General features: G+C 42.4%; 15 protein-coding genes. 13 read left to right on the forward strand and 2 right to left on the reverse strand.

Annotated features, from left to right (window positions below; genetic code table 11):
- Window positions 1-207: 207 nt before the first annotated feature.
- The 8 genes from tig (at window position 208) to AACS90_RS06665 (ending at window position 10,064) form a co-directional block, all read left to right on the forward strand.
- On the forward strand, window positions 208-1,512 hold the full coding sequence (tig, locus tag AACS90_RS06630) for a trigger factor (RefSeq protein WP_099122214.1): 1,305 nt from the start codon (window positions 208-210) through the stop codon (window positions 1,510-1,512).
- Between the two features lie 259 nt (window positions 1,513-1,771).
- A complete protein-coding gene (clpP, locus tag AACS90_RS06635) occupies window positions 1,772-2,395 on the forward strand; it encodes an ATP-dependent Clp endopeptidase proteolytic subunit ClpP (protein WP_086955403.1) in 624 nt (207 codons plus the stop codon).
- Between the two features lie 144 nt (window positions 2,396-2,539).
- Window positions 2,540-3,811, forward strand: coding sequence for an ATP-dependent protease ATP-binding subunit ClpX (gene clpX, locus AACS90_RS06640; RefSeq protein WP_099111560.1), 1,272 nt, complete (start codon window positions 2,540-2,542; stop codon window positions 3,809-3,811).
- A 208-nt stretch (window positions 3,812-4,019) separates the two neighbouring features.
- Window positions 4,020-6,374 (forward strand): endopeptidase La, encoded by a 2,355-nt coding sequence (gene lon, locus AACS90_RS06645; RefSeq protein ID WP_099122215.1) that lies wholly within the window; start codon window positions 4,020-4,022, stop codon window positions 6,372-6,374.
- A gap of 240 nt (window positions 6,375-6,614) precedes the next feature.
- Window positions 6,615-6,890 (forward strand): nucleoid-associated protein HU-beta, encoded by a 276-nt coding sequence (gene hupB / locus AACS90_RS06650; protein ID WP_153043670.1) that lies wholly within the window; start codon window positions 6,615-6,617, stop codon window positions 6,888-6,890.
- Window positions 6,891-7,116: 226 nt separating this feature from the next.
- Window positions 7,117-8,982: a peptidylprolyl isomerase gene (gene ppiD / locus AACS90_RS06655; RefSeq protein WP_099122216.1), complete on the forward strand. Its 1,866-nt coding sequence runs from the start codon at window positions 7,117-7,119 to the stop codon at window positions 8,980-8,982.
- A 147-nt stretch (window positions 8,983-9,129) separates the two neighbouring features.
- Window positions 9,130-9,507: a ComEA family DNA-binding protein gene (locus AACS90_RS06660; RefSeq protein WP_099122217.1), complete on the forward strand. Its 378-nt coding sequence runs from the start codon at window positions 9,130-9,132 to the stop codon at window positions 9,505-9,507.
- Between the two features lie 146 nt (window positions 9,508-9,653).
- Window positions 9,654-10,064 (forward strand): acyl-CoA thioesterase, encoded by a 411-nt coding sequence (locus AACS90_RS06665; protein WP_099122218.1) that lies wholly within the window; start codon window positions 9,654-9,656, stop codon window positions 10,062-10,064.
- Between the two features lie 42 nt (window positions 10,065-10,106).
- Here the strand turns inward: AACS90_RS06665 and queC are convergent, their stop codons facing one another.
- Both queC and AACS90_RS06675 read right to left on the reverse strand, forming a co-directional pair.
- Window positions 10,107-10,805 (reverse strand): 7-cyano-7-deazaguanine synthase QueC, encoded by a 699-nt coding sequence (queC, locus tag AACS90_RS06670; RefSeq protein WP_099122219.1) that lies wholly within the window; start codon window positions 10,803-10,805, stop codon window positions 10,107-10,109.
- A gap of 32 nt (window positions 10,806-10,837) precedes the next feature.
- Window positions 10,838-11,890, reverse strand: a complete 1,053-nt coding sequence (locus AACS90_RS06675; protein ID WP_099122220.1) for a PLP-dependent cysteine synthase family protein — start codon at window positions 11,888-11,890, stop codon at window positions 10,838-10,840.
- 121 nt (window positions 11,891-12,011) lie between these two features.
- Between AACS90_RS06675 and AACS90_RS06680 the strand changes: the two genes are divergently transcribed.
- The 5 genes from AACS90_RS06680 (at window position 12,012) to amtB (ending at window position 17,882) form a co-directional block, all read left to right on the forward strand.
- Window positions 12,012-12,473: an Lrp/AsnC family transcriptional regulator gene (locus tag AACS90_RS06680; RefSeq protein ID WP_099122221.1), complete on the forward strand. Its 462-nt coding sequence runs from the start codon at window positions 12,012-12,014 to the stop codon at window positions 12,471-12,473.
- A 68-nt stretch (window positions 12,474-12,541) separates the two neighbouring features.
- On the forward strand, window positions 12,542-14,290 hold the full coding sequence (locus AACS90_RS06685; protein ID WP_099122267.1) for a SmdA family multidrug ABC transporter permease/ATP-binding protein: 1,749 nt from the start codon (window positions 12,542-12,544) through the stop codon (window positions 14,288-14,290).
- Window positions 14,274-16,067: a SmdB family multidrug efflux ABC transporter permease/ATP-binding protein gene (locus AACS90_RS06690; RefSeq protein WP_099122222.1), complete on the forward strand. Its 1,794-nt coding sequence runs from the start codon at window positions 14,274-14,276 to the stop codon at window positions 16,065-16,067. The genes AACS90_RS06685 and AACS90_RS06690 overlap by 17 nt, the downstream gene beginning before the upstream one ends.
- 181 nt (window positions 16,068-16,248) lie before the next feature.
- Window positions 16,249-16,587 carry a P-II family nitrogen regulator gene (gene glnK, locus AACS90_RS06695; RefSeq protein WP_099122223.1) on the forward strand — a complete coding sequence of 113 codons (339 nt, stop codon included), beginning with the start codon at window positions 16,249-16,251 and terminating at the stop codon, window positions 16,585-16,587.
- Between the two features lie 14 nt (window positions 16,588-16,601).
- Window positions 16,602-17,882, forward strand: a complete 1,281-nt coding sequence (gene amtB, locus AACS90_RS06700) for an ammonium transporter AmtB (RefSeq protein WP_099122224.1) — start codon at window positions 16,602-16,604, stop codon at window positions 17,880-17,882.
- Window positions 17,883-18,198 lie beyond the last annotated feature (316 nt).

Here is an 18,198-nt window from a genome sequence, read left to right on the forward strand (position 1 = left end):
GCCAGCAATTCTCGACTCATACTGTCTGCATCGCTATAATGCTGCGTCTAAATTTTTACAATAGTTTCGGGGCGCTTCTGATCACAGGGATTCTCGGTTTTTTAAATGCGACCACCCCGGTTCTTGAAGAGTGCTGCAATTTGCCCGTATCAGGCGTTGTACCATTCTGAAGTTGACCGAGCACTATGATTTTTTTGAGGTAACAAGATGCAAGTTTCTGTTGAAACAACTCAAGGCCTAGGGCGTCGTGTGTCAATCACCGTTCCTGCTGCCGACATTGAAAAAGCAGTTAGCAGTGAGCTGGTTAATGTAGCGAAAAAAGTACGTATTGACGGTTTCCGTAAAGGTAAAGTACCTATGAAAATCGTTCAGCAGCGTTATGGCGCCTCTGTCCTGCAGGATGTACTGGGTGATCTGATGCAGCGTAATTTCATCAATGCGATCATTGAGAATAAAATTAATCCGGCTGGTGCACCAAGCTACAAACCAGAACAGTTCAAAGATGGCGAAGACTTCGTTTACGCAGTTGAATTCGAAGTATACCCAGAAATCGAACTGAAAGGCCTGGAAGAAATCGAAGTTGAAAAACCAGTTGTTGAAGTGAAAGATGCAGACGTTGACACTATGCTGGACACTCTGCGTAAACAACAGGCTGACTGGAAAGAAACCGATGAAGCAGCAGCTGCAGAAGATCGCGTAACTGTCGATTTCAATGGTTCTGTGGACGGGGAAGAGTTCGAAGGCGGTAAAGCAACAGACTTCGTTCTGGCAATGGGCCAAGGCCGCATGATCCCAGGTTTCGAAGAAGGTGTTGTTGGCCACAAAGCGGGCGACGAATTCACTATCGATGTGACTTTCCCTGAAGATTATCATGCTGAAAACCTGAAAGGTAAAGCGGCTAAATTCGCAATTAACCTGAAGAAAGTTGAACAGCGTGAACTGCCAGAATTGACTGAAGAGTTTATCAAGCGTTTTGGTATTACCGAAGCGACAGTTGACGGTCTGCGCGCAGAAGTTCGTAAAAACATGGAACGTGAACTGAAAAATGCAGTACGTAACCGCATTAAAACTCAGGTTCTGGATGGTCTGGTTAAGGCTAACGAAATCGACGTTCCTGCTGCAGCTATTGATGGCGAAGTTGATGTACTGCGTCGTCAGGCGGCACAGCGTTTCGGTGGTAATGAAGCGCAGGCTCTGGAACTGCCTCGTGAGCTGTTCGAAGAGCAGGCAAAACGCCGTGTAGTTGTTGGTCTGCTGTTAGGTGAAGTTATCAGCAGCAATGAGCTGAAAGTTGATGATGAGCGTGTTAATGCGCTGATCGAAGAAATGGCTTCTGCATATGAAGATCCAAAAGAAGTCGTTGAATACTACAGCAAAAACAAAGAAATGATGAACAACATCCGCAACGTTGCTCTGGAAGAGCAAGCTGTTGAATTGGTTCTGAGTAAAGCAAAAGTTTCTGAAAAAGAAACTGGCTTTAATGATCTGATGAATCAGAATCAAATGGCATAAGTTTCATTTATTGATTACCTGAGATGATGAATTCTTCTCTCAGTAATGCAAACCCGCAGGCGTAGCTTGCGGGTTTTTTTTATTGTCCTTGAAAAAAACAGATTTAACCTCATATCCTTTCTTACTATTATGTAATGGCTTACTACTTTTTATAGAGGGAAGCCCTCTGTTAGTTAACTTTGGATCATGGTCATCATCGCTTATCTCAAGTAGAATCAGTTATGAATGGCACCAGCGTGAGTTCTATTAGGAGACGGAAATGTCATACAGTGGCAAGCAAGATCAATATGCACCTAACATGTCTTTGGTGCCGATGGTGGTTGAACAGACAGCACGTGGGGAACGTGCATTTGATATTTATTCCCGCTTATTAAAAGATCGAATTATTTTTCTGACTGGCCAGGTAGAAGACCATATGGCGAACTTAATTGTCGCTCAGATGCTCTTCCTGGAAGCAGAAAACCCAGAAAAAGACATTCACTTATATATCAACTCGCCGGGTGGGGTTATCACAGCTGGTATGTCTATTTATGACACCATGCAATTTATTAAGCCAGATGTGAGTACTATTTGTATGGGGCAAGCCTGCTCAATGGGTGCGTTCCTGTTAACTGCTGGTGCTAAAGGGAAACGTTTCTGTTTGCCAAATTCCAGAGTGATGATCCATCAGCCATTAGGTGGGTTTCAGGGGCAGGCAACAGATATTGAAATCCATGCGCAGGAAATACTCAAAGTTAAAGCACGTATGAATGAGTTGATGGCAAAACATACGGGGCAATCGCTTGAGAAGATAGTCGAAGATACAGAACGTGATCGTTTCTTATCAGCCGGGGAAGCCGTAGAATACGGATTGGTTGATAGCATATTCACCCAGCGCAACTAATTTATTGATAATTAATTTATTACTCCAACACTATAATTTAAAGGTGAATTTTTGTACAATCACCTGATTATGCAGAGTAATGACAGCGTTTTTTCTGTTATGCCAGATAGACTGGGATAACAGCTCATAAAGTGAGGTTGACTGATGACAGATAAGCGCAAAGACGGTTCAGGAAAGCTGCTGTATTGCTCTTTCTGCGGGAAAAGCCAACATGAAGTCCGGAAATTAATAGCTGGCCCGTCAGTGTATATCTGCGATGAATGTGTCGATTTATGTAATGATATCATTCGCGAAGAAATTAAAGAGCTAGTACCACATCGTGAGCGTAGTACATTGCCTACCCCTCATGAAATTCGCCAACATCTGGATGATTATGTCATCGGTCAGGAAATGGCGAAAAAAGTACTAGCGGTAGCCGTTTATAACCATTATAAGCGCCTGCGTAATGGGGATACTAATAACGGTGTGGAATTAGGCAAAAGTAACATTCTGCTAATCGGGCCAACCGGTAGCGGTAAAACTTTGCTGGCAGAAACACTTGCCCGTTATTTAGATGTACCATTTACCATGGCTGATGCTACGACCCTGACTGAAGCAGGTTATGTTGGGGAAGACGTAGAAAACATTATTCAAAAGCTTTTGCAAAAATGTGACTACGATGTACAGAAAGCGCAGCGTGGTATCGTTTATATTGATGAAATAGATAAAATCTCCCGCAAATCTGATAATCCTTCAATAACACGTGATGTGTCAGGTGAAGGCGTTCAGCAGGCACTGTTGAAATTGATTGAAGGCACAGTAGCAGCTGTTCCTCCTCAGGGTGGTCGTAAGCATCCACAGCAGGAGTTCCTTCAGGTTGATACATCTAAAATTCTGTTCATCTGTGGCGGCGCATTTGCCGGGTTGAGCAAGGTTGTTAGCCAGCGTTTGAATGTCAGCTCCGGAATAGGTTTTAGTGCTACAGTTAAAGGTGAATCAGAGAAAGCAACTGAAGGTGACTTGCTTGCTCAGGTTGAACCGGAAGATTTAATCAAATTCGGCTTGATTCCTGAGTTCATTGGCCGTCTGCCGGTTGTGGCAACGCTGGGTGAACTTAATGAAGAAGCTTTAATCCAGATTCTGCAAGAGCCAAAAAACGCGTTGACAAAACAGTATCAGGCTTTATTTAATCTGGAAGGCGTTGAGCTGGAATTCAGAAAAGAAGCTCTGACAGCGATTGCTAAAAAAGCAATGGTGCGTAAAACGGGTGCTCGTGGTCTTCGCTCAATTGTGGAAGGTGTTTTATTGGACACAATGTACGATCTCCCATCAATGGAACATGTAGAAAAAGTTGTCGTTGATGAGACGGTTGTTGAAGATAAATCCGCACCATTATTGATATATAGCAAACCGGATGCTCAAGTTTCTGGTGAGTGATGAAAATAGGGTAAGAAGTACCGGCCATCAATTCGCATTGAAAAAATAAAATGAGGGATTCTCCCTCATTTTGCTTTTTGCAGACTCAGGCTATTGAATGTCGGATTCCTGTCCCCATATATTTTATATTCTTTGAAGTGAAACTCGTGAAAACCGTGTTTCACGAGATTCCTAAAAACTGGCGAAAGCTAAACGAAGAGAGAGCTCTATGAATCCTGAGCGTTCCGAACGCATAGAAATCCCTGTATTGCCTTTGCGCGATGTAGTGGTTTACCCACATATGGTGATCCCTCTGTTTGTTGGGCGAGAGAAGTCGATTCATTGTCTGGAAGCAGCAATGGATCATGACAAACAGGTCATGTTGGTAGCGCAGAAAGAAGCATCCACTGATGAACCGGGAGTCAATGATCTATTCTCCGTAGGTACAGTGGCTTCTGTTCTACAGATGCTGAAATTACCAGATGGCACAGTGAAGGTTCTGGTTGAAGGCTTGCAGCGTGCCCGTATTACGACACTGACAGATAACGGTGAATACTTTTATGCGCAGGTTGAATATCAGGACTCCCCGATCGTTGATGAGCGCGAGCAGGAAGTTCTGGTAAGAACTGCGATTAATCAGTTTGAAGGCTATATCAAACTGAATAAAAAAATCCCGCCGGAAGTGCTGACATCACTACACAGTATTGAGGATGCCGCAAAACTGGCTGATACCATTGCTGCTCATATGCCATTAAAAATCAATGACAAACAGGCTGTTTTAGAAATGTCTGATGTTGTTGAGCGCATTGAATATCTGATTGCAATGATGGAATCAGAAATCGATCTGCTACAGGTAGAAAAACGAATTCGTAATCGCGTTAAAAAACAGATGGAAAAAAGCCAGCGCGAATACTACCTGAATGAGCAAATGAAGGCGATTCAGAAAGAATTAGGTGAGATGGATGATGCGCCTGACGAATATGAGACGCTGAAACGTAAGATCGAAAATGCCAAGATGCCTAAAGAGGCACGGGAAAAAGCAGAAGCTGAGCTGCAAAAATTAAAAATGATGTCCCCAATGTCAGCGGAAGCGACGGTTGTGCGCAGCTACATTGACTGGATGGTGCAGGTTCCATGGAACGCACGCAGCAAAGTGAAAAAAGATTTGGTAAAAGCTCAGGAAATACTGGATACCGATCACTACGGTCTGGAACGAGTCAAAGAGCGTATCCTTGAATATCTGGCAGTACAAAGTCGAGTCAGTAAAATCAAGGGACCAATACTTTGTCTGGTTGGGCCTCCGGGTGTGGGTAAAACCTCACTGGGGCGTTCCATTGCTCGTGCAACTGGCCGTAAATACGTCCGCATGGCACTGGGTGGAGTACGTGATGAAGCAGAAATACGTGGACATCGTCGTACTTACATCGGATCAATGCCGGGTAAGTTAATACAGAAAATGTCTAAAATCGGGGTTAAAAACCCACTGTTCCTGTTAGATGAAATTGACAAAATGTCGTCTGACATGCGCGGTGATCCAGCATCGGCTTTGCTGGAGGTTCTTGATCCTGAACAGAACGTGACATTTAACGATCATTATCTTGAAGTGGATTATGATCTGTCTGATGTGATGTTTGTGGCGACATCCAATTCCATGAATATTCCGGCACCTTTGCTGGATCGTATGGAAGTGATCCGCTTGTCAGGTTACACCGAAGACGAAAAACTGAATATTGCCAAGCGCCATCTGTTACCTAAACAGATTGAACGCAATGCATTGAAAAAAGACGAACTGACCATCGATGATGGTGCGATTCTCGGCATTATCCGTTATTACACCCGTGAAGCCGGTGTGCGTAGTCTGGAACGTGAAATTTCCAAACTGTGCCGTAAGGCGGTTAAGGCATTGTTGATGGATAAAGCGCTTAAGCATATCGAGATCAATGCTGAAAACCTGAAAAATTATCTGGGTGTTCAGAAAGTGGATTATGGTCGTGCTGACACCGAAAACCGTGTTGGCCAGGTAACCGGGCTTGCATGGACTGAAGTTGGTGGCGATCTACTGACCGTCGAAACAGCCAGTGTTCCGGGTAAAGGCAAATTGACTTACACCGGTTCATTGGGAGAAGTCATGCAGGAATCCATTCAGGCTGCGTTGACAGTAGTCCGGGCTCGCGCGGATAAGCTGGGCATCAGTTCTGATTTCCACGAAAAGCGCGATATTCACGTTCATGTGCCTGAGGGCGCAACACCTAAAGATGGCCCGAGTGCAGGTATCGCAATGTGTACAGCGCTGGTTTCCTGCCTGACTGGTAATCCGGTTAATGCCAATGTGGCGATGACTGGTGAAATTACGCTGCGTGGGCTCGTTCTGCCTATTGGTGGTTTGAAAGAAAAATTGCTGGCAGCTCATCGTGGCGGAATTAAAACGGTCATCATCCCTGATGAGAATAAACGCGATCTGGAAGAAATTCCTCAGAACGTGATTCAGGATTTGGAAATCCACCCTGTTAAGCGTATAGAAGATGTTTTGACTATTGCTTTGCAGGAGCCTGCATTTGGTGCAGAGGTGGTATCACTAAAGTAGTACAAAAATAGTGAGCTGAATCAAGACTATGTATGAAAATAAGGCTGGTAAGCTAATTCAGGCTTGCCAGCCTTTTTTTGTCTCATTAAGTTATCTTAATCTAAAGATCTGATTAAATATTTTGCTGTTCTATGATTTCTTGCTAATACTGGAATTGATTGATATAACGGCAAGACTGTCGTGTTAGCCGTTATAAATAGGCGTTTGTTACGATAGTAAAACTAAATGGGGATGATAAGCGTGAATAAGTCACAACTGATCGACAAAATTGCTGCTGATGTGAATATCTCTAAAGCAGCAGCCGGGCGTGTAGTAGATGCATTCATTTCTTCAGTTTCTGGAGCATTGAAAGGCGGTGATGATGTCGTTTTAGTAGGGTTTGGTACATTTACTGTACGTGAGCGGGCCGCTCGCATAGGACGTAACCCTCAGACAGGCAAAGAAATCAAAATCGCAGCAGCAAATGTACCTGCTTTCCGTGCCGGAAAAGGCTTAAAAGATGCTGTTAACGGGTAATTGTTACATAGCCACCTTATTTACCATTAAAGTTATACCCTATGGGTTCAAGATGTCGTCAAACAAAGCTGTCATTTGTAAGTACCGTGCAGATTAAACTGACTGGCTGGAATCGATAGGTTAAAATATAAGCGCGTCACTTGATTGATGCGCTTTTTTTCTCTTAGCGTTCGAATTAGCGTAATATGGCAGTTTCTTTTTCACTAAAGCGGAGTTTTACGTCTTTATGATGGACAACCTACGCACAGCGGCAAATGGCCCAGTGCTTAAAATCGTGTTGGCTCTAATTATCCTGACCTTTTTGGTGACGGGTTTAACAGGCTACCTGTCAAGTGAAGGCGGTAATTATGCTGCCAAAGTGAATGGTCAAACCATTAGTCGTGCTCAGTTAGAGCAGGTATTTCAACAAGATAAAATGTCACTACAAGAAAGGCTGGGAGATCAATTCTCTGCCCTGCTAAGTAATGAGCAGGAAGTGAGAGCTTTGAAACGCCAGTCACTGGACAGTATTATCAATACCGTTTTGCTTGAACAATATGCAAATAAGCTGGGATTATCAGCTAGCGACGAACAGGTAAAGGAAGAAATCCGTAAGCAGAGTTATTTCCAGACTGACGGTAAATTTGATAACGAAAAATATTTACAGGTGCTCACAAACGCCGGCCTGAATCCGGATAATTATGCGGAGCAGATTCGGCAGGATCTGATTTCCCGCCAGCTGCGTACAATATTAATGAGTACCGAAATTGCTTTACCAGCAGAAATTAAGCAGCTTGCTGAGTTATCACTACAGGAAAGAACGGCTCGTCTGGCAACTCTTGAACTGAAATCAATTGAAGCACAGCAGTCTGTGACAGATCAAGAGCTGAAAAATTACTACAATATGAACAGTAAGCATTTCACTGTTCCTGAGAAAGTCAAAATCAGTTACATCAAGATGGATGCTGCGGATGAACTGAAAAATGTTACCGTGACTGACGCTGATATTGAAAAGTACTATAAAAACAACCTGTCAAAATATACGCAGCCAGAAAGAAAGAAATACAGTCTTATCCAGCTGGCATCTGAAGCTGATGCAAAATCGGCTCTGGATGAATTGAAAAAAGGAGCTGATTTCAGCAAATTAGCAGAAGAAAAATCAACAGATAAATATTCTGCTAAACAAGGAGGGGATCTTGGTTGGATGGAAGATAGCTCCTCACCTGACGAAATCAAATCAGCTCATTTAACAGAAAAAGGGCAACTTTCTGCTGTTATAAAATTGTCTAATGGTTATGCAGTTTTCCGTCTGGATGATATTAAGCCTCAGGTAGTGAAGCCACTTGCTGATGAGCGTTCAGCCATAGAGAAAACGGTTAAGCAGGAAAAAGCGATTGATGCATTTTATGCATTACAGAGAAAAGTGAGTGAAGCTGCAGCCAATGATAATGAGTCTTTAGCAGCGGCAGAGCAGGCGGCAGGTTATAAAGCAGTCACTACTGACTGGTTTGATAGAGACCACGTTCCGGCAGATATCAATTTCAGTCAGGTCGTTCAGGCGATTTTCTTTGGTAATTTGGTTGATGATAAAAGCCCTTCAGGAACCAATTCTGACGTGATATCTGTTGATGGTGACAGGGCCTTTATCATTCGCGTTGATGAGGTTAAACCTGAATCTATTTTGCCATTTGAAGAAGCCAAAACTGAGGTGACTGAGTTGGTTAAACGTCAGAAAGCTGAAAAACAGTTACAGGTTGATAGTGAAAACCTGCTTACAGCATTAAAAGCAGGCAAGGGCGATCAAGCACTGAAAACGGCAGGAATTCAGTTTGGTGAACCAACGATAATGGCACGTAAAACCAGTCCGGTTACTGATGTATTATTTACGCTGCCTCACCCTAAAGACGGTAAACCTGTATATGGGTTAGCGTATGATGGAGTTGGTAATACTGTCCTGATTCAATTAGATAAAGTCATTCCAGGCTCTATTTCGGAAGAGCAGATTAAACAGGCAATGATGATGGAGCAGTATCAGATTAGCAATACTATGTTTGAATCCCTGATCAATAATTTGCGTGATAATGCTGAGATTAAATTAGGGCAAATTGATTAAATTGCGATGCTATTCGCAATTTCTCTTGCAAAATAGTAATTGAAAAAGGCCACTTTCGTGGCCTTTCGCATATCTGGATCTTCCCTGTTGTGTTGAAATTTTGTTATGGCACTCTTTTATCCGTCAACAAAACATGGAGGAATTTTTATGAAGTATCTAAAGGGACTATTTAATTCATTTTTTCTTATTTTGGGTATCAGTATGCCATTGTCTTATGCTGTTGCAGCAGGAGAGCTTGTTAATAAAACAGCACAGGTTCAACCAACTGACCCTCATAAGATAACGGCTGAAAAAAGTGAATTAAATAACAAGGAAGAAAAAACGCTTTCAGGAAAAGTCAATATCAATACAGCGAGTGCTGAACAATTAGCGAAAGAACTTAATGGCGTTGGTGCCAAAAAAGCACAGGCAATTATTGAGTATCGTGAAAAATATGGCTCATTTACAGCCATTGAGCAGCTACAGGAAGTGCAAGGTATTGGTCCAGCATTTATAGAAAAAAATCGAGATAAATTAATCCACTGATTAAAAGCCTTCTTGGTAAATACACAAATGATCTTATCAAGGGGGCTGTGATACTGATCAAGAATCATTGATTAAACATTATTGTAATTAAAATGTTTTGCTATTGTTAATCACTTTCTGGTCAGATGAGTTTAAGGAAAAGAGTCATGAGTACAATTATCAAAGTCAGAGGTTATCATATTGATGTTTTCCAACATGTAAATAATGGGCGTTACTTAGAGTTTATGGAGGCTGCTCGTTGGGATTTGTTTTCTGACAGTGACACGTTGCAGTGGTTAAATAATAATAAAGTTGCTTTTATTGTAGCCAATATTAATATTAACTATCGTCATCCAGCCGTGCTAGGAGATGAATTGGAAGTGCATTCATCCATGCAGGAATTACGTAACAAAAGTGGTACTTTTTTTCAGAAAATTATACGTAAAGGAGATAATAGGGTTATCGCTGATGCTTTGAGTACATTTGTTTGCGTTGATTTAAAGACACAACAAACGTTAGTGCTTGAAGGTGAATTACGCGAAAGATTAAATGAGTTTAAAAATGAAACAGTAAAGTGAGAGATATCTGGTATCTCCCACTGATAGACTGAATTATTTGTATTAGTTCAGTTGCGTTTTGGATTTCATTTCTGCCATTGTCGACTCGGCATTATTTAAATAAACATTTAATCCGTTAGCACGAAGATGGCAGGCTGCGCACTCACCACAGCCATCTCCCTGCATACCGTTATAGCAAGTGAGAGTCTGGGAACGAACAAAGTCCAGTTTTTGGTAATAATCCGCTAACGCCCAGGTTTCTGCTTTGTTGAGCCACATTAGGGGAGTCTCAAAGCGTATGTTGCGAGCGATGCCGAGACAGACTGCATTGTTTAGGGATTTGACAAACTCATCACGGCAGTCAGGGTAACCGGAAAAATCAGTTTCACAAACACCAGTAATAACGGCTTCAGCTTCAACCTGATATGCATAAATTGCAGCCAGAGTTAAGAACAGTATATTGCGGCCAGGAACAAACGTATTTGGTAGGCCATTTTTTTCGCTTTCACTAAAATCGGGTACAGGAATGTTATCTCTTGTCAGGCTGCTGACTGCAAGCTCATTCAATAAAGTAACATCAAGTACCTTATGGGCGGCTGCACCAAGCTCTTTACTGATGCGGCTGGCAACATCAATCTCAGCACGGTGGCGTTGACCATAGTCAAAAGTGACACAATGGACTTCATCATATTGGCGGAGTGCCTGAATTAAGCAAGTGGTGGAATCTTGCCCACCACTGAATACAACAACGGCTCGTTTCATGATACCTACCTTTTTAAATTGAAGAAGGTATGTTACTCATAACTATTTAATTTGGGTAGTTGTGTGAGATATTGCGTGAGGTCACCGATATTATTTTTTACCCAGTCAGGATTGTAATAGGTATCAAGGTAGCGTTCGCCGCTATCACATAACAAAGTTACGATGGAACCTTGCTGGTTGTTATCATGCATTTGCTTGGCTAACTGTAAAGCTCCCCAGACATTGGTTCCTGTCGAGGCACCTGTTTTTCTGCCAATGAGTTTTTCCAGCCAGTGGATAGTGGCGATAGACGCACAATCAGGAACTTGCATCATGCCATTGATTACATCGGGTATAAAAGAAGGTTCAGCACGAGGGCGCCCAATACCTTCGATTCTACTGCTGGTACTGCTACGGATTTGTCGGCAATTCTGTTGGTAGCAATCATAGAAAACGGAGTTTTCAGGATCAACAACAATAAGCTTGGTAGCGTGTCCCTGATAGCGCATATAACGGCCCAGTGTTGCGGAGGTTCCGCCAGTTCCTGCTCCCATCACAATATAAGTCGGTTCAGGAAAGGGCTCTAATTCCATCTGGCGGAAAATGCTTTCGGCAATGTTATTGTTACCTCGCCAGTCAGTTGCGCGTTCAGCATAAGTGAATTGATCCATATAATGGCCATTCAATTCTTTTGCCAGACGTTCTGACTCTTCATAAATCAGGGCTGAATGTTCTACAAAGTGACATTTTCCACCGTAAAATTCTATTTCCTGAATTTTGCGTTTAGCTGTACAGGTAGGCATTACTGCAATAAAAGGCAGGCCAAGTAAACGGGCAAAGTAAGCTTCAGAAACAGCGGTGCTGCCGGATGAGGCTTCAATAATGGGTGTTCCTTCATCTATCCAGCCATTACTGAGTGCATAAAGGAAAAGTGAGCGAGCCAGTCGGTGTTTAAGGCTACCGGTAGGATGAGTACTTTCATCTTTAAGATACAGATCAATCTCTGGAAACATGGGTAGATTGAGTTTAATTAGATGGGTATCAGCACTACGTTGATAATCAGCTTGAATAGATTTTATGGCATTAGCAGCCCATAAAGATGACATAAATTGACCCTGGGTAAAATATATTTTCAATGTATAGAATACTCTTACATTTGGAGAAATAGGTTGTTATCTTTTTGAAGCTGTTCTTTATTTTTAGGAAAATTTTCTACAGGATATAGGTATGTTAGATAAAACAGACCGCAAGCTATTAAAGCTGCTCCAACAGGACTGTAGTCTGTCCTTGAATACGTTGGCAGAAGCCGTTAATTTGACTTCTACACCTTGCTGGAAACGTCTTAAACGGCTTGAAGATGAAGGATATATCGTTGGAAAAGTTGCGTTGCTTAATGGAGAGAAGCTTGGATTAGGCCTGACTGTGATTGTCATGATAAAAACTCAGCAACACAGTAGTGAGTGGTATGAGCAGTTTGTTACTTTTGTCAAAGAGATGCCGGAGGTTTTAACGTTCTATCGTATGGCTGGAGAATATGATTATTTAATGCATGTAGAAGTTGTTGATATGAAAAGTTATGATCGGTTCTACAAACGCATGGTTAATGGGATACCTGGCTTGATAGATGTAACCTCAAACTTTGCAATGGAAAAAATAAAATATACAACGGCGTTACCTATACCAGATTAGACAATGACTAAAATCTCTTTGGTGAAGTGGGCGCTGATCCTTTCATTTTTTACCTCGGGAATAGTTTTGTGAGATTATTTTCTCAATTACGTTGGTATTTTCTTAGTGAATGGCGCCGCTATTTAGGAGCCATTATTTTTCTGGTGATGGTTGCGATATTACAATTAATTCCCCCACGTCTGGTTGGAATTATTGTTGATGGCGTCAGTACCAAAACAATGTCATCCAATCAGTTATTGATGTGGATAGGCATCATGCTCGTTATAGCCGTAGCTATATATGGGCTGCGATACGTTTGGCGGGTATGGTTATTTGGAGCCTCCTATCGTTTGGCTGTTAAGCTGCGTAGTGATTTTTACCAGAGATTGAGCCGTCAGGATCCTGAATTTTATTTACGTCACAGAACGGGGGATTTAATTGCCCGGTCAACAAATGACGTTGATAGAGTTGTTTTTGCAGCAGGTGAGGGAGTACTTACTTTCGTTGATGCCTTAGTCATGGGATGCGCTGTACTTATTGTGATGAGCGTAGAGATAAGCTGGCAATTGACTCTATTATCATTGCTACCTATGCCTATTATGGCATTAGTAATTAAACGGTACGGTCAACAGCTTCACCATCGTTTTAAATTAGCCCAAGGTGCTTTTTCTGCACTGAATAACCATGCTCAGGAAAGTTTAACCAGTATTCGAATGATCAAAGCTTTTGGATTGGAAGACCTACAATCCAGTCAGTTTGAAGAAGTAGCCACCGAAGCTGGCCGCAAAAATATGCGTGTTGCACGAGTCGATGCTCGTTTTGATCCCACTATCTTTATTGCCATCGGTTTTTCTAACCTACTGGCAGTCGGTGGAGGAAGCTGGATGGTAGTAAATGGTTCTCTGACACTGGGAGAGCTGACAAGCTTTGTCATGTACTTAGGGTTGATGATTTGGCCTATGTTAGCGCTGGCATGGATGTTCAACATTGTTGAGCGTGGTAGTGCGGCATATACGCGTATTCTCAGTCTGTTACAGGAGCCTTTGGTGATTGAAGACGGTTCACACGCCTTATCTGCGGTGCGTGGCACATTAACTGCTAATATCAACACCTTTATTTATCCCGGTTATAGTGAACCTGTTTTGCAGAATATCTATTTTCAGTTATTGCCGGGGCAGTTATTAGGCATTTGTGGGCCGACTGGGTCAGGAAAAAGTACATTACTCGCTGTATTGCAACGTCAGTTTGATATTACTGATGGTGAAATTCTATTCCAGTCCCAAAATGTTTCTACATTGAGGATGGATGAATGGCGCTCACGGCTGGCTGTTGTGAACCAGACACCTTTTTTGTTTTCAGATACGGTTTCAGGGAATATTGCCTTAGGGCGTCCAGATGCTACTCAAGAACAAATTGAGGAAGTTGCCCGTTTAGCAAATGTTCATGATGATATTCTGCGGTTACCACAAGGTTATCAAACAGAAGTTGGAGAGCGGGGTGTGATGCTTTCTGGCGGTCAAAAGCAACGCATCTCTATCGCAAGAGCACTTCTATTAGATGCAGAAATTTTGATTTTGGATGATGCCCTTTCTGCTGTAGATGGCCAGACTGAGCATCAGATCATGAAAAACCTCAGTCAATGGCGGCAACAGCGTACTGTTATTATCAGTGCGCACCGATTATCCGCTTTAGTAGAAGCTGATAATGTTCTGGTTATGCAAAATGGCATGATTTCTCAACAGGGGCAGCATAAACAGCTCATTGCACAATCTGGTTGGTATTCAGAAATGTACCAATACCAACAACTTGAAGCTGCATTGGATGGTGAATATGAGTAACACTGGTATGGAAAAGCCTAATACACGAAAACTCTGGCCGTCTTTAAAGCGCCTGCTGTCTTACAGTAAACATCATCGCAAGCCCATTGTTCTGGCTGTAATTATGTTATGGGTAGCTGCTCTGGCAGAAGTCAGTGGTCCAATGCTCATCAGTTATTTTATCGATAATATGGTTTCAACCGGCCACATCCCGCTTGGTATTGCCTGTGGCCTTGCGGCTGTATTTTTGATATTGCAGGTGGTGGCTGCTGCATTACATTATTTCCAATCTCTACTGTTTAATCAGGCATCTGTAGGAGTAGTGCAGCAAATTCGAACAGATGTTATGGATTCAGCTCTGCGTCAGCCGCTAAGTACTTTTGATAGCCAACCTGTCGGGCAATTAATTTCCCGTGTGACAAATGATACGGAAGTTATCAAAGATCTGTTTGTGAATGTCATTCCTACGGTTTTTCGTAGTGTTGCACTGATTGCCGCAATGCTAATGGCAATGTTCTTTTTAGACTGGCGTATGGCGAGTGTTGCGCTGACTATCTTCCCTGCTGTTTTTCTGGTCATGATACTTTATCAGCGTTTCAGTACGCCTATTATTCGGCGGGTAAGAGGGTACCTTGCTGACATTAATAATGTTTTTAATGAAGCCATTAATGGTATGACTGTCATCCAGCAGTTTCGTCAGCAGGCGCGCTTTGGTGAGAAACTGTTTGCTACTAACCGGGCTCACTATCAGGCGCGAATGCAAGCGTTGCGTTTGGATGGCGTTCTGTTAAGGCCTTTGTTGAGCCTGTTTTCTGCTGCAGTATTGTGTGGTTTATTACTGTTGTTTGGTTTTCAGGGAACAGACTTTATTGGGGTAGGGGTATTGTATGCATTTATCAGTTACCTTGGACGCTTGAATGAGCCACTGATTGAACTGACAGCGCAGCAGTCGCTATTACAGCAGGCGGTGGTTTCAGGTGAGCGCGTTTTTGAATTAATGGATAGCCCTCAGCAGCAGTATGGTGTTGATAAACAGATTCTAACGAGCGGCAGAATTGATGTTGAAAATTTAAGCTTTGCTTATCGTAATGACAAAGTTGTGTTAGATAATATCAATCTGCATGTACCATCACGGGGTTTTATTGCTTTAGTTGGGCATACTGGCAGTGGTAAAAGTACACTGGCTAATTTGTTGATGGGGTATTACCCATGGCAAAGCGGTGAAATTTATCTTGATGGGCGGTCGGTATTTTCTCTTTCCCATACCACCTTGCGCAATGGTGTGGCAATGGTTCAGCAGGATCCTGTTATTCTGGCTACCTCATTTTTCGATAATATCACGTTAGGACGAGATATTTGTGAGGAAAAAGTCTGGCAGGTACTGGAGGTTGTGCAACTGGCTGGGTTTGTACGAAAATTACCGGAAGGTATTTATTCAAGACTGGGAGAGCAGGGGAATACGCTTTCTGCTGGGCAAAAGCAACTTTTGGCAATGGCCCGTGTCCTGGTGCAAACACCACAAATTCTGATTCTGGATGAAGCGACAGCAAATATTGATTCAGGAACAGAACAATCCGTTCAACAGGCATTACGGATGATCCGCAAACAGACAACCTTGGTAGTTATAGCTCATCGTCTTTCAACGATTGTTGAGGCTGATTCCATATTTGTGCTGCATCGTGGTGCAATTGTAGAGCAGGGGCAGCATCAACAGCTACTGGAAAGGCGTGGCCGTTATTACCAAATGTATCAGCTGCAACAAGTAGGCGAAACATTAAACGAACCTCTGCACATTTAGTGTGCATATCGGGAGTGGCTGAACAAGTTACTCCCGTTCTTACATCTTCTTTCAGTACAATTCATTTATAACTCTTTGACTAAAAATAACTTTTAATTTTTGGCATTCCCTTTGCAACTATCTCCTGTAGTTCATTCTTGTAAATACTATTTGGTAAGTACAGATAAAAAACGGGGGAGATATGAAGTTGATCACTACCATCATTAAGCCTTTTAAATTAGAAGAGGTAAGGGAAGCCCTTTCAGAGATAGGCATACAGGGCATGACTATCACTGAAGTAAAGGGTTTTGGTCGTCAAAAAGGCCATTCAGAGCTTTATCGGGGAGCTGAGTACAGTGTCAACTTTTTACCAAAAGTAAAACTTGATATTGCCACTCATGATGAACGAGTAGAAGAAATTATTCATGTGATAAAGCAGGCTGCTTTTACGGGAAAAATGGGTGATGGCAAGATCTTTGTTTTTGAATTACAGCATGCCGTCAGGATTAGGACAGGTGAAGTTAATGATGCGGCATTGTGAATGGGGGAAGAGAAATGAGAAAACTGCAATTAATTATGGCCAGCATTGTGGCTGGAGTTCCTTCTTGTGCTTTTGCGGCGGGAAATTCGGTAGATAAAGCTGATACTGTATTTATGTTGATAAATACAATCCTTGTGATTTTTATGACTATACCCGGTATTGCTTTATTCTATGGTGGATTGTTGCGCCGTAAGAATGTTTTGTCATTGATGTCACAAGTGATTGTCAGTTTTTCACTCGTGTGGGTTCTTTGGATTATTTATGGTTATAGTCTTTCTTTTGAAGCCGGGAACCCTTTTTTCGGTGGGTTTAAGCAAGTTATGCTGAAAGATATATCCATCACTGATTTAAGTGGTAGTTTCTATCAATTAATTTATGTCGTTTTTCAGGGCGCATTTGGCTGTATAACTGTGGCTTTAATTGTTGGAGCCTTGTGTGAAAGAGTCCGTTTTTCTGCGTTACTGATTTTCATAGTATTGTGGTTTACTGCTTCTTATATTCCTATGGTTCATATGGTGTGGGGTGGTGGCTGGCTGGCTCAGGATGGAGCTCTGGATTTTGCTGGTGGAACAGTTGTGCATATTAACGCCGCTGTTGCAGGTTTAGTTGGTGCTTACTTACTAGGGAAACGCTCTGGGTTTGGCAAGGAATCCTTTAAACCGCATAACCTGCCTATGACTTTTATTGGCACGGCGATCCTTTATATTGGCTGGTTTGGATTCAATGTCGGCTCGGCTGGAGCGGTAAATGCTATTGCAGCATTGGCACTTGTGAATACAATGGCAGCAACGGCAGGAGCCGTGTTGTCATGGGTTTTTTCAGAATGGGTATTCCGCAATAAACCCTCTCTTTTAGGTGCATGCTCTGGCTGTATTGCCGGGCTTGTTGCCATAACCCCCGCAGCTGCGACTGTTGGCATTGGGGGGGCTCTGGTGATTGGTATAATCGCTGGTATCACTGGTTTATGGGGTGTGGTTGTATTAAAACGCTGGTTGCGTGTCGATGATGTCTGTGATGTTTTTGGTGTTCATGGCGTATGCGGCATTATTGGTTGTTTATTGACGAGTATTTTTACTGCGTCTACTTTGGGCGGGACCGGGTTTTCGGAAGGTATGACGATGCTAAAGCAGGTTGGTGTACAGGCGGTTAGCATCTTGGTGTGTGTTATCTGGTCAGCTGTAGCCGCTTATCTCTCATTCAAGATTGCTGATAAGGCAATCGGGTTACGCATCAGTATTGAATCAGAAAGAGAAGGGTTAGATATTACTGCACATGGAGAAAGTGCCTACAATTGATGTGTTTCTTTCCCACTACCGTTTTTTAACATACAGCTGTCTACGATGTTTCCAGAGACTAATTAGAGGATTAAGCCTCTCACCGGAGGCCAGCCTCTGGTTGGTTCCGGTTAGCTCTTCTTTCCCTTGCTACCGAAATACTGATGAAATCCATTGATATACATAATTTTAAATTGATATTTTATGTTACCGAATTTATTTATTGATTGTTACACTTATAGTCGTATTAGTCATTTTTATTGGTTGGTTATTTAGTTTAATGATTGTTTTACTGTGCTTGAGCAATAATTTTTTAAGTGTAATTCTTTAAATATCA

It is taken from the genome of Xenorhabdus sp. KK7.4, from assembly GCF_963876465.1.
Taxonomy (GTDB): Bacteria; Pseudomonadota; Gammaproteobacteria; order Enterobacterales; family Enterobacteriaceae; genus Xenorhabdus; species Xenorhabdus stockiae.

Bases quoted from the DNA above. Each gene is read 5' to 3' on its own strand.
- tig (WP_099122214.1), top strand. From the start codon at position 208: ATGCAAGTTTCTGTTGAAACAACTCAAGGCCTAGGGCGTCGTGTGTCA.
- clpP (WP_086955403.1), top strand. From the start codon at position 1,772: ATGTCATACAGTGGCAAGCAAGATCAATATGCACCTAACATGTCTTTG.
- clpX (WP_099111560.1), top strand. From the start codon at position 2,540: ATGACAGATAAGCGCAAAGACGGTTCAGGAAAGCTGCTGTATTGCTCT.
- lon (WP_099122215.1), top strand. From the start codon at position 4,020: ATGAATCCTGAGCGTTCCGAACGCATAGAAATCCCTGTATTGCCTTTG.
- ppiD (WP_099122216.1), top strand. From the start codon at position 7,117: ATGATGGACAACCTACGCACAGCGGCAAATGGCCCAGTGCTTAAAATC.
- AACS90_RS06660 (WP_099122217.1), top strand. From the start codon at position 9,130: ATGAAGTATCTAAAGGGACTATTTAATTCATTTTTTCTTATTTTGGGT.
- AACS90_RS06665 (WP_099122218.1), top strand. From the start codon at position 9,654: ATGAGTACAATTATCAAAGTCAGAGGTTATCATATTGATGTTTTCCAA.
- queC (WP_099122219.1), bottom strand. From the start codon at position 10,805: ATGAAACGAGCCGTTGTTGTATTCAGTGGTGGGCAAGATTCCACCACT.
- AACS90_RS06675 (WP_099122220.1), bottom strand. From the start codon at position 11,890: ATGTCATCTTTATGGGCTGCTAATGCCATAAAATCTATTCAAGCTGAT.
- AACS90_RS06680 (WP_099122221.1), top strand. From the start codon at position 12,012: ATGTTAGATAAAACAGACCGCAAGCTATTAAAGCTGCTCCAACAGGAC.
- AACS90_RS06690 (WP_099122222.1), top strand. From the start codon at position 14,274: ATGGTGAATATGAGTAACACTGGTATGGAAAAGCCTAATACACGAAAA.
- glnK (WP_099122223.1), top strand. From the start codon at position 16,249: ATGAAGTTGATCACTACCATCATTAAGCCTTTTAAATTAGAAGAGGTA.
- amtB (WP_099122224.1), top strand. From the start codon at position 16,602: ATGAGAAAACTGCAATTAATTATGGCCAGCATTGTGGCTGGAGTTCCT.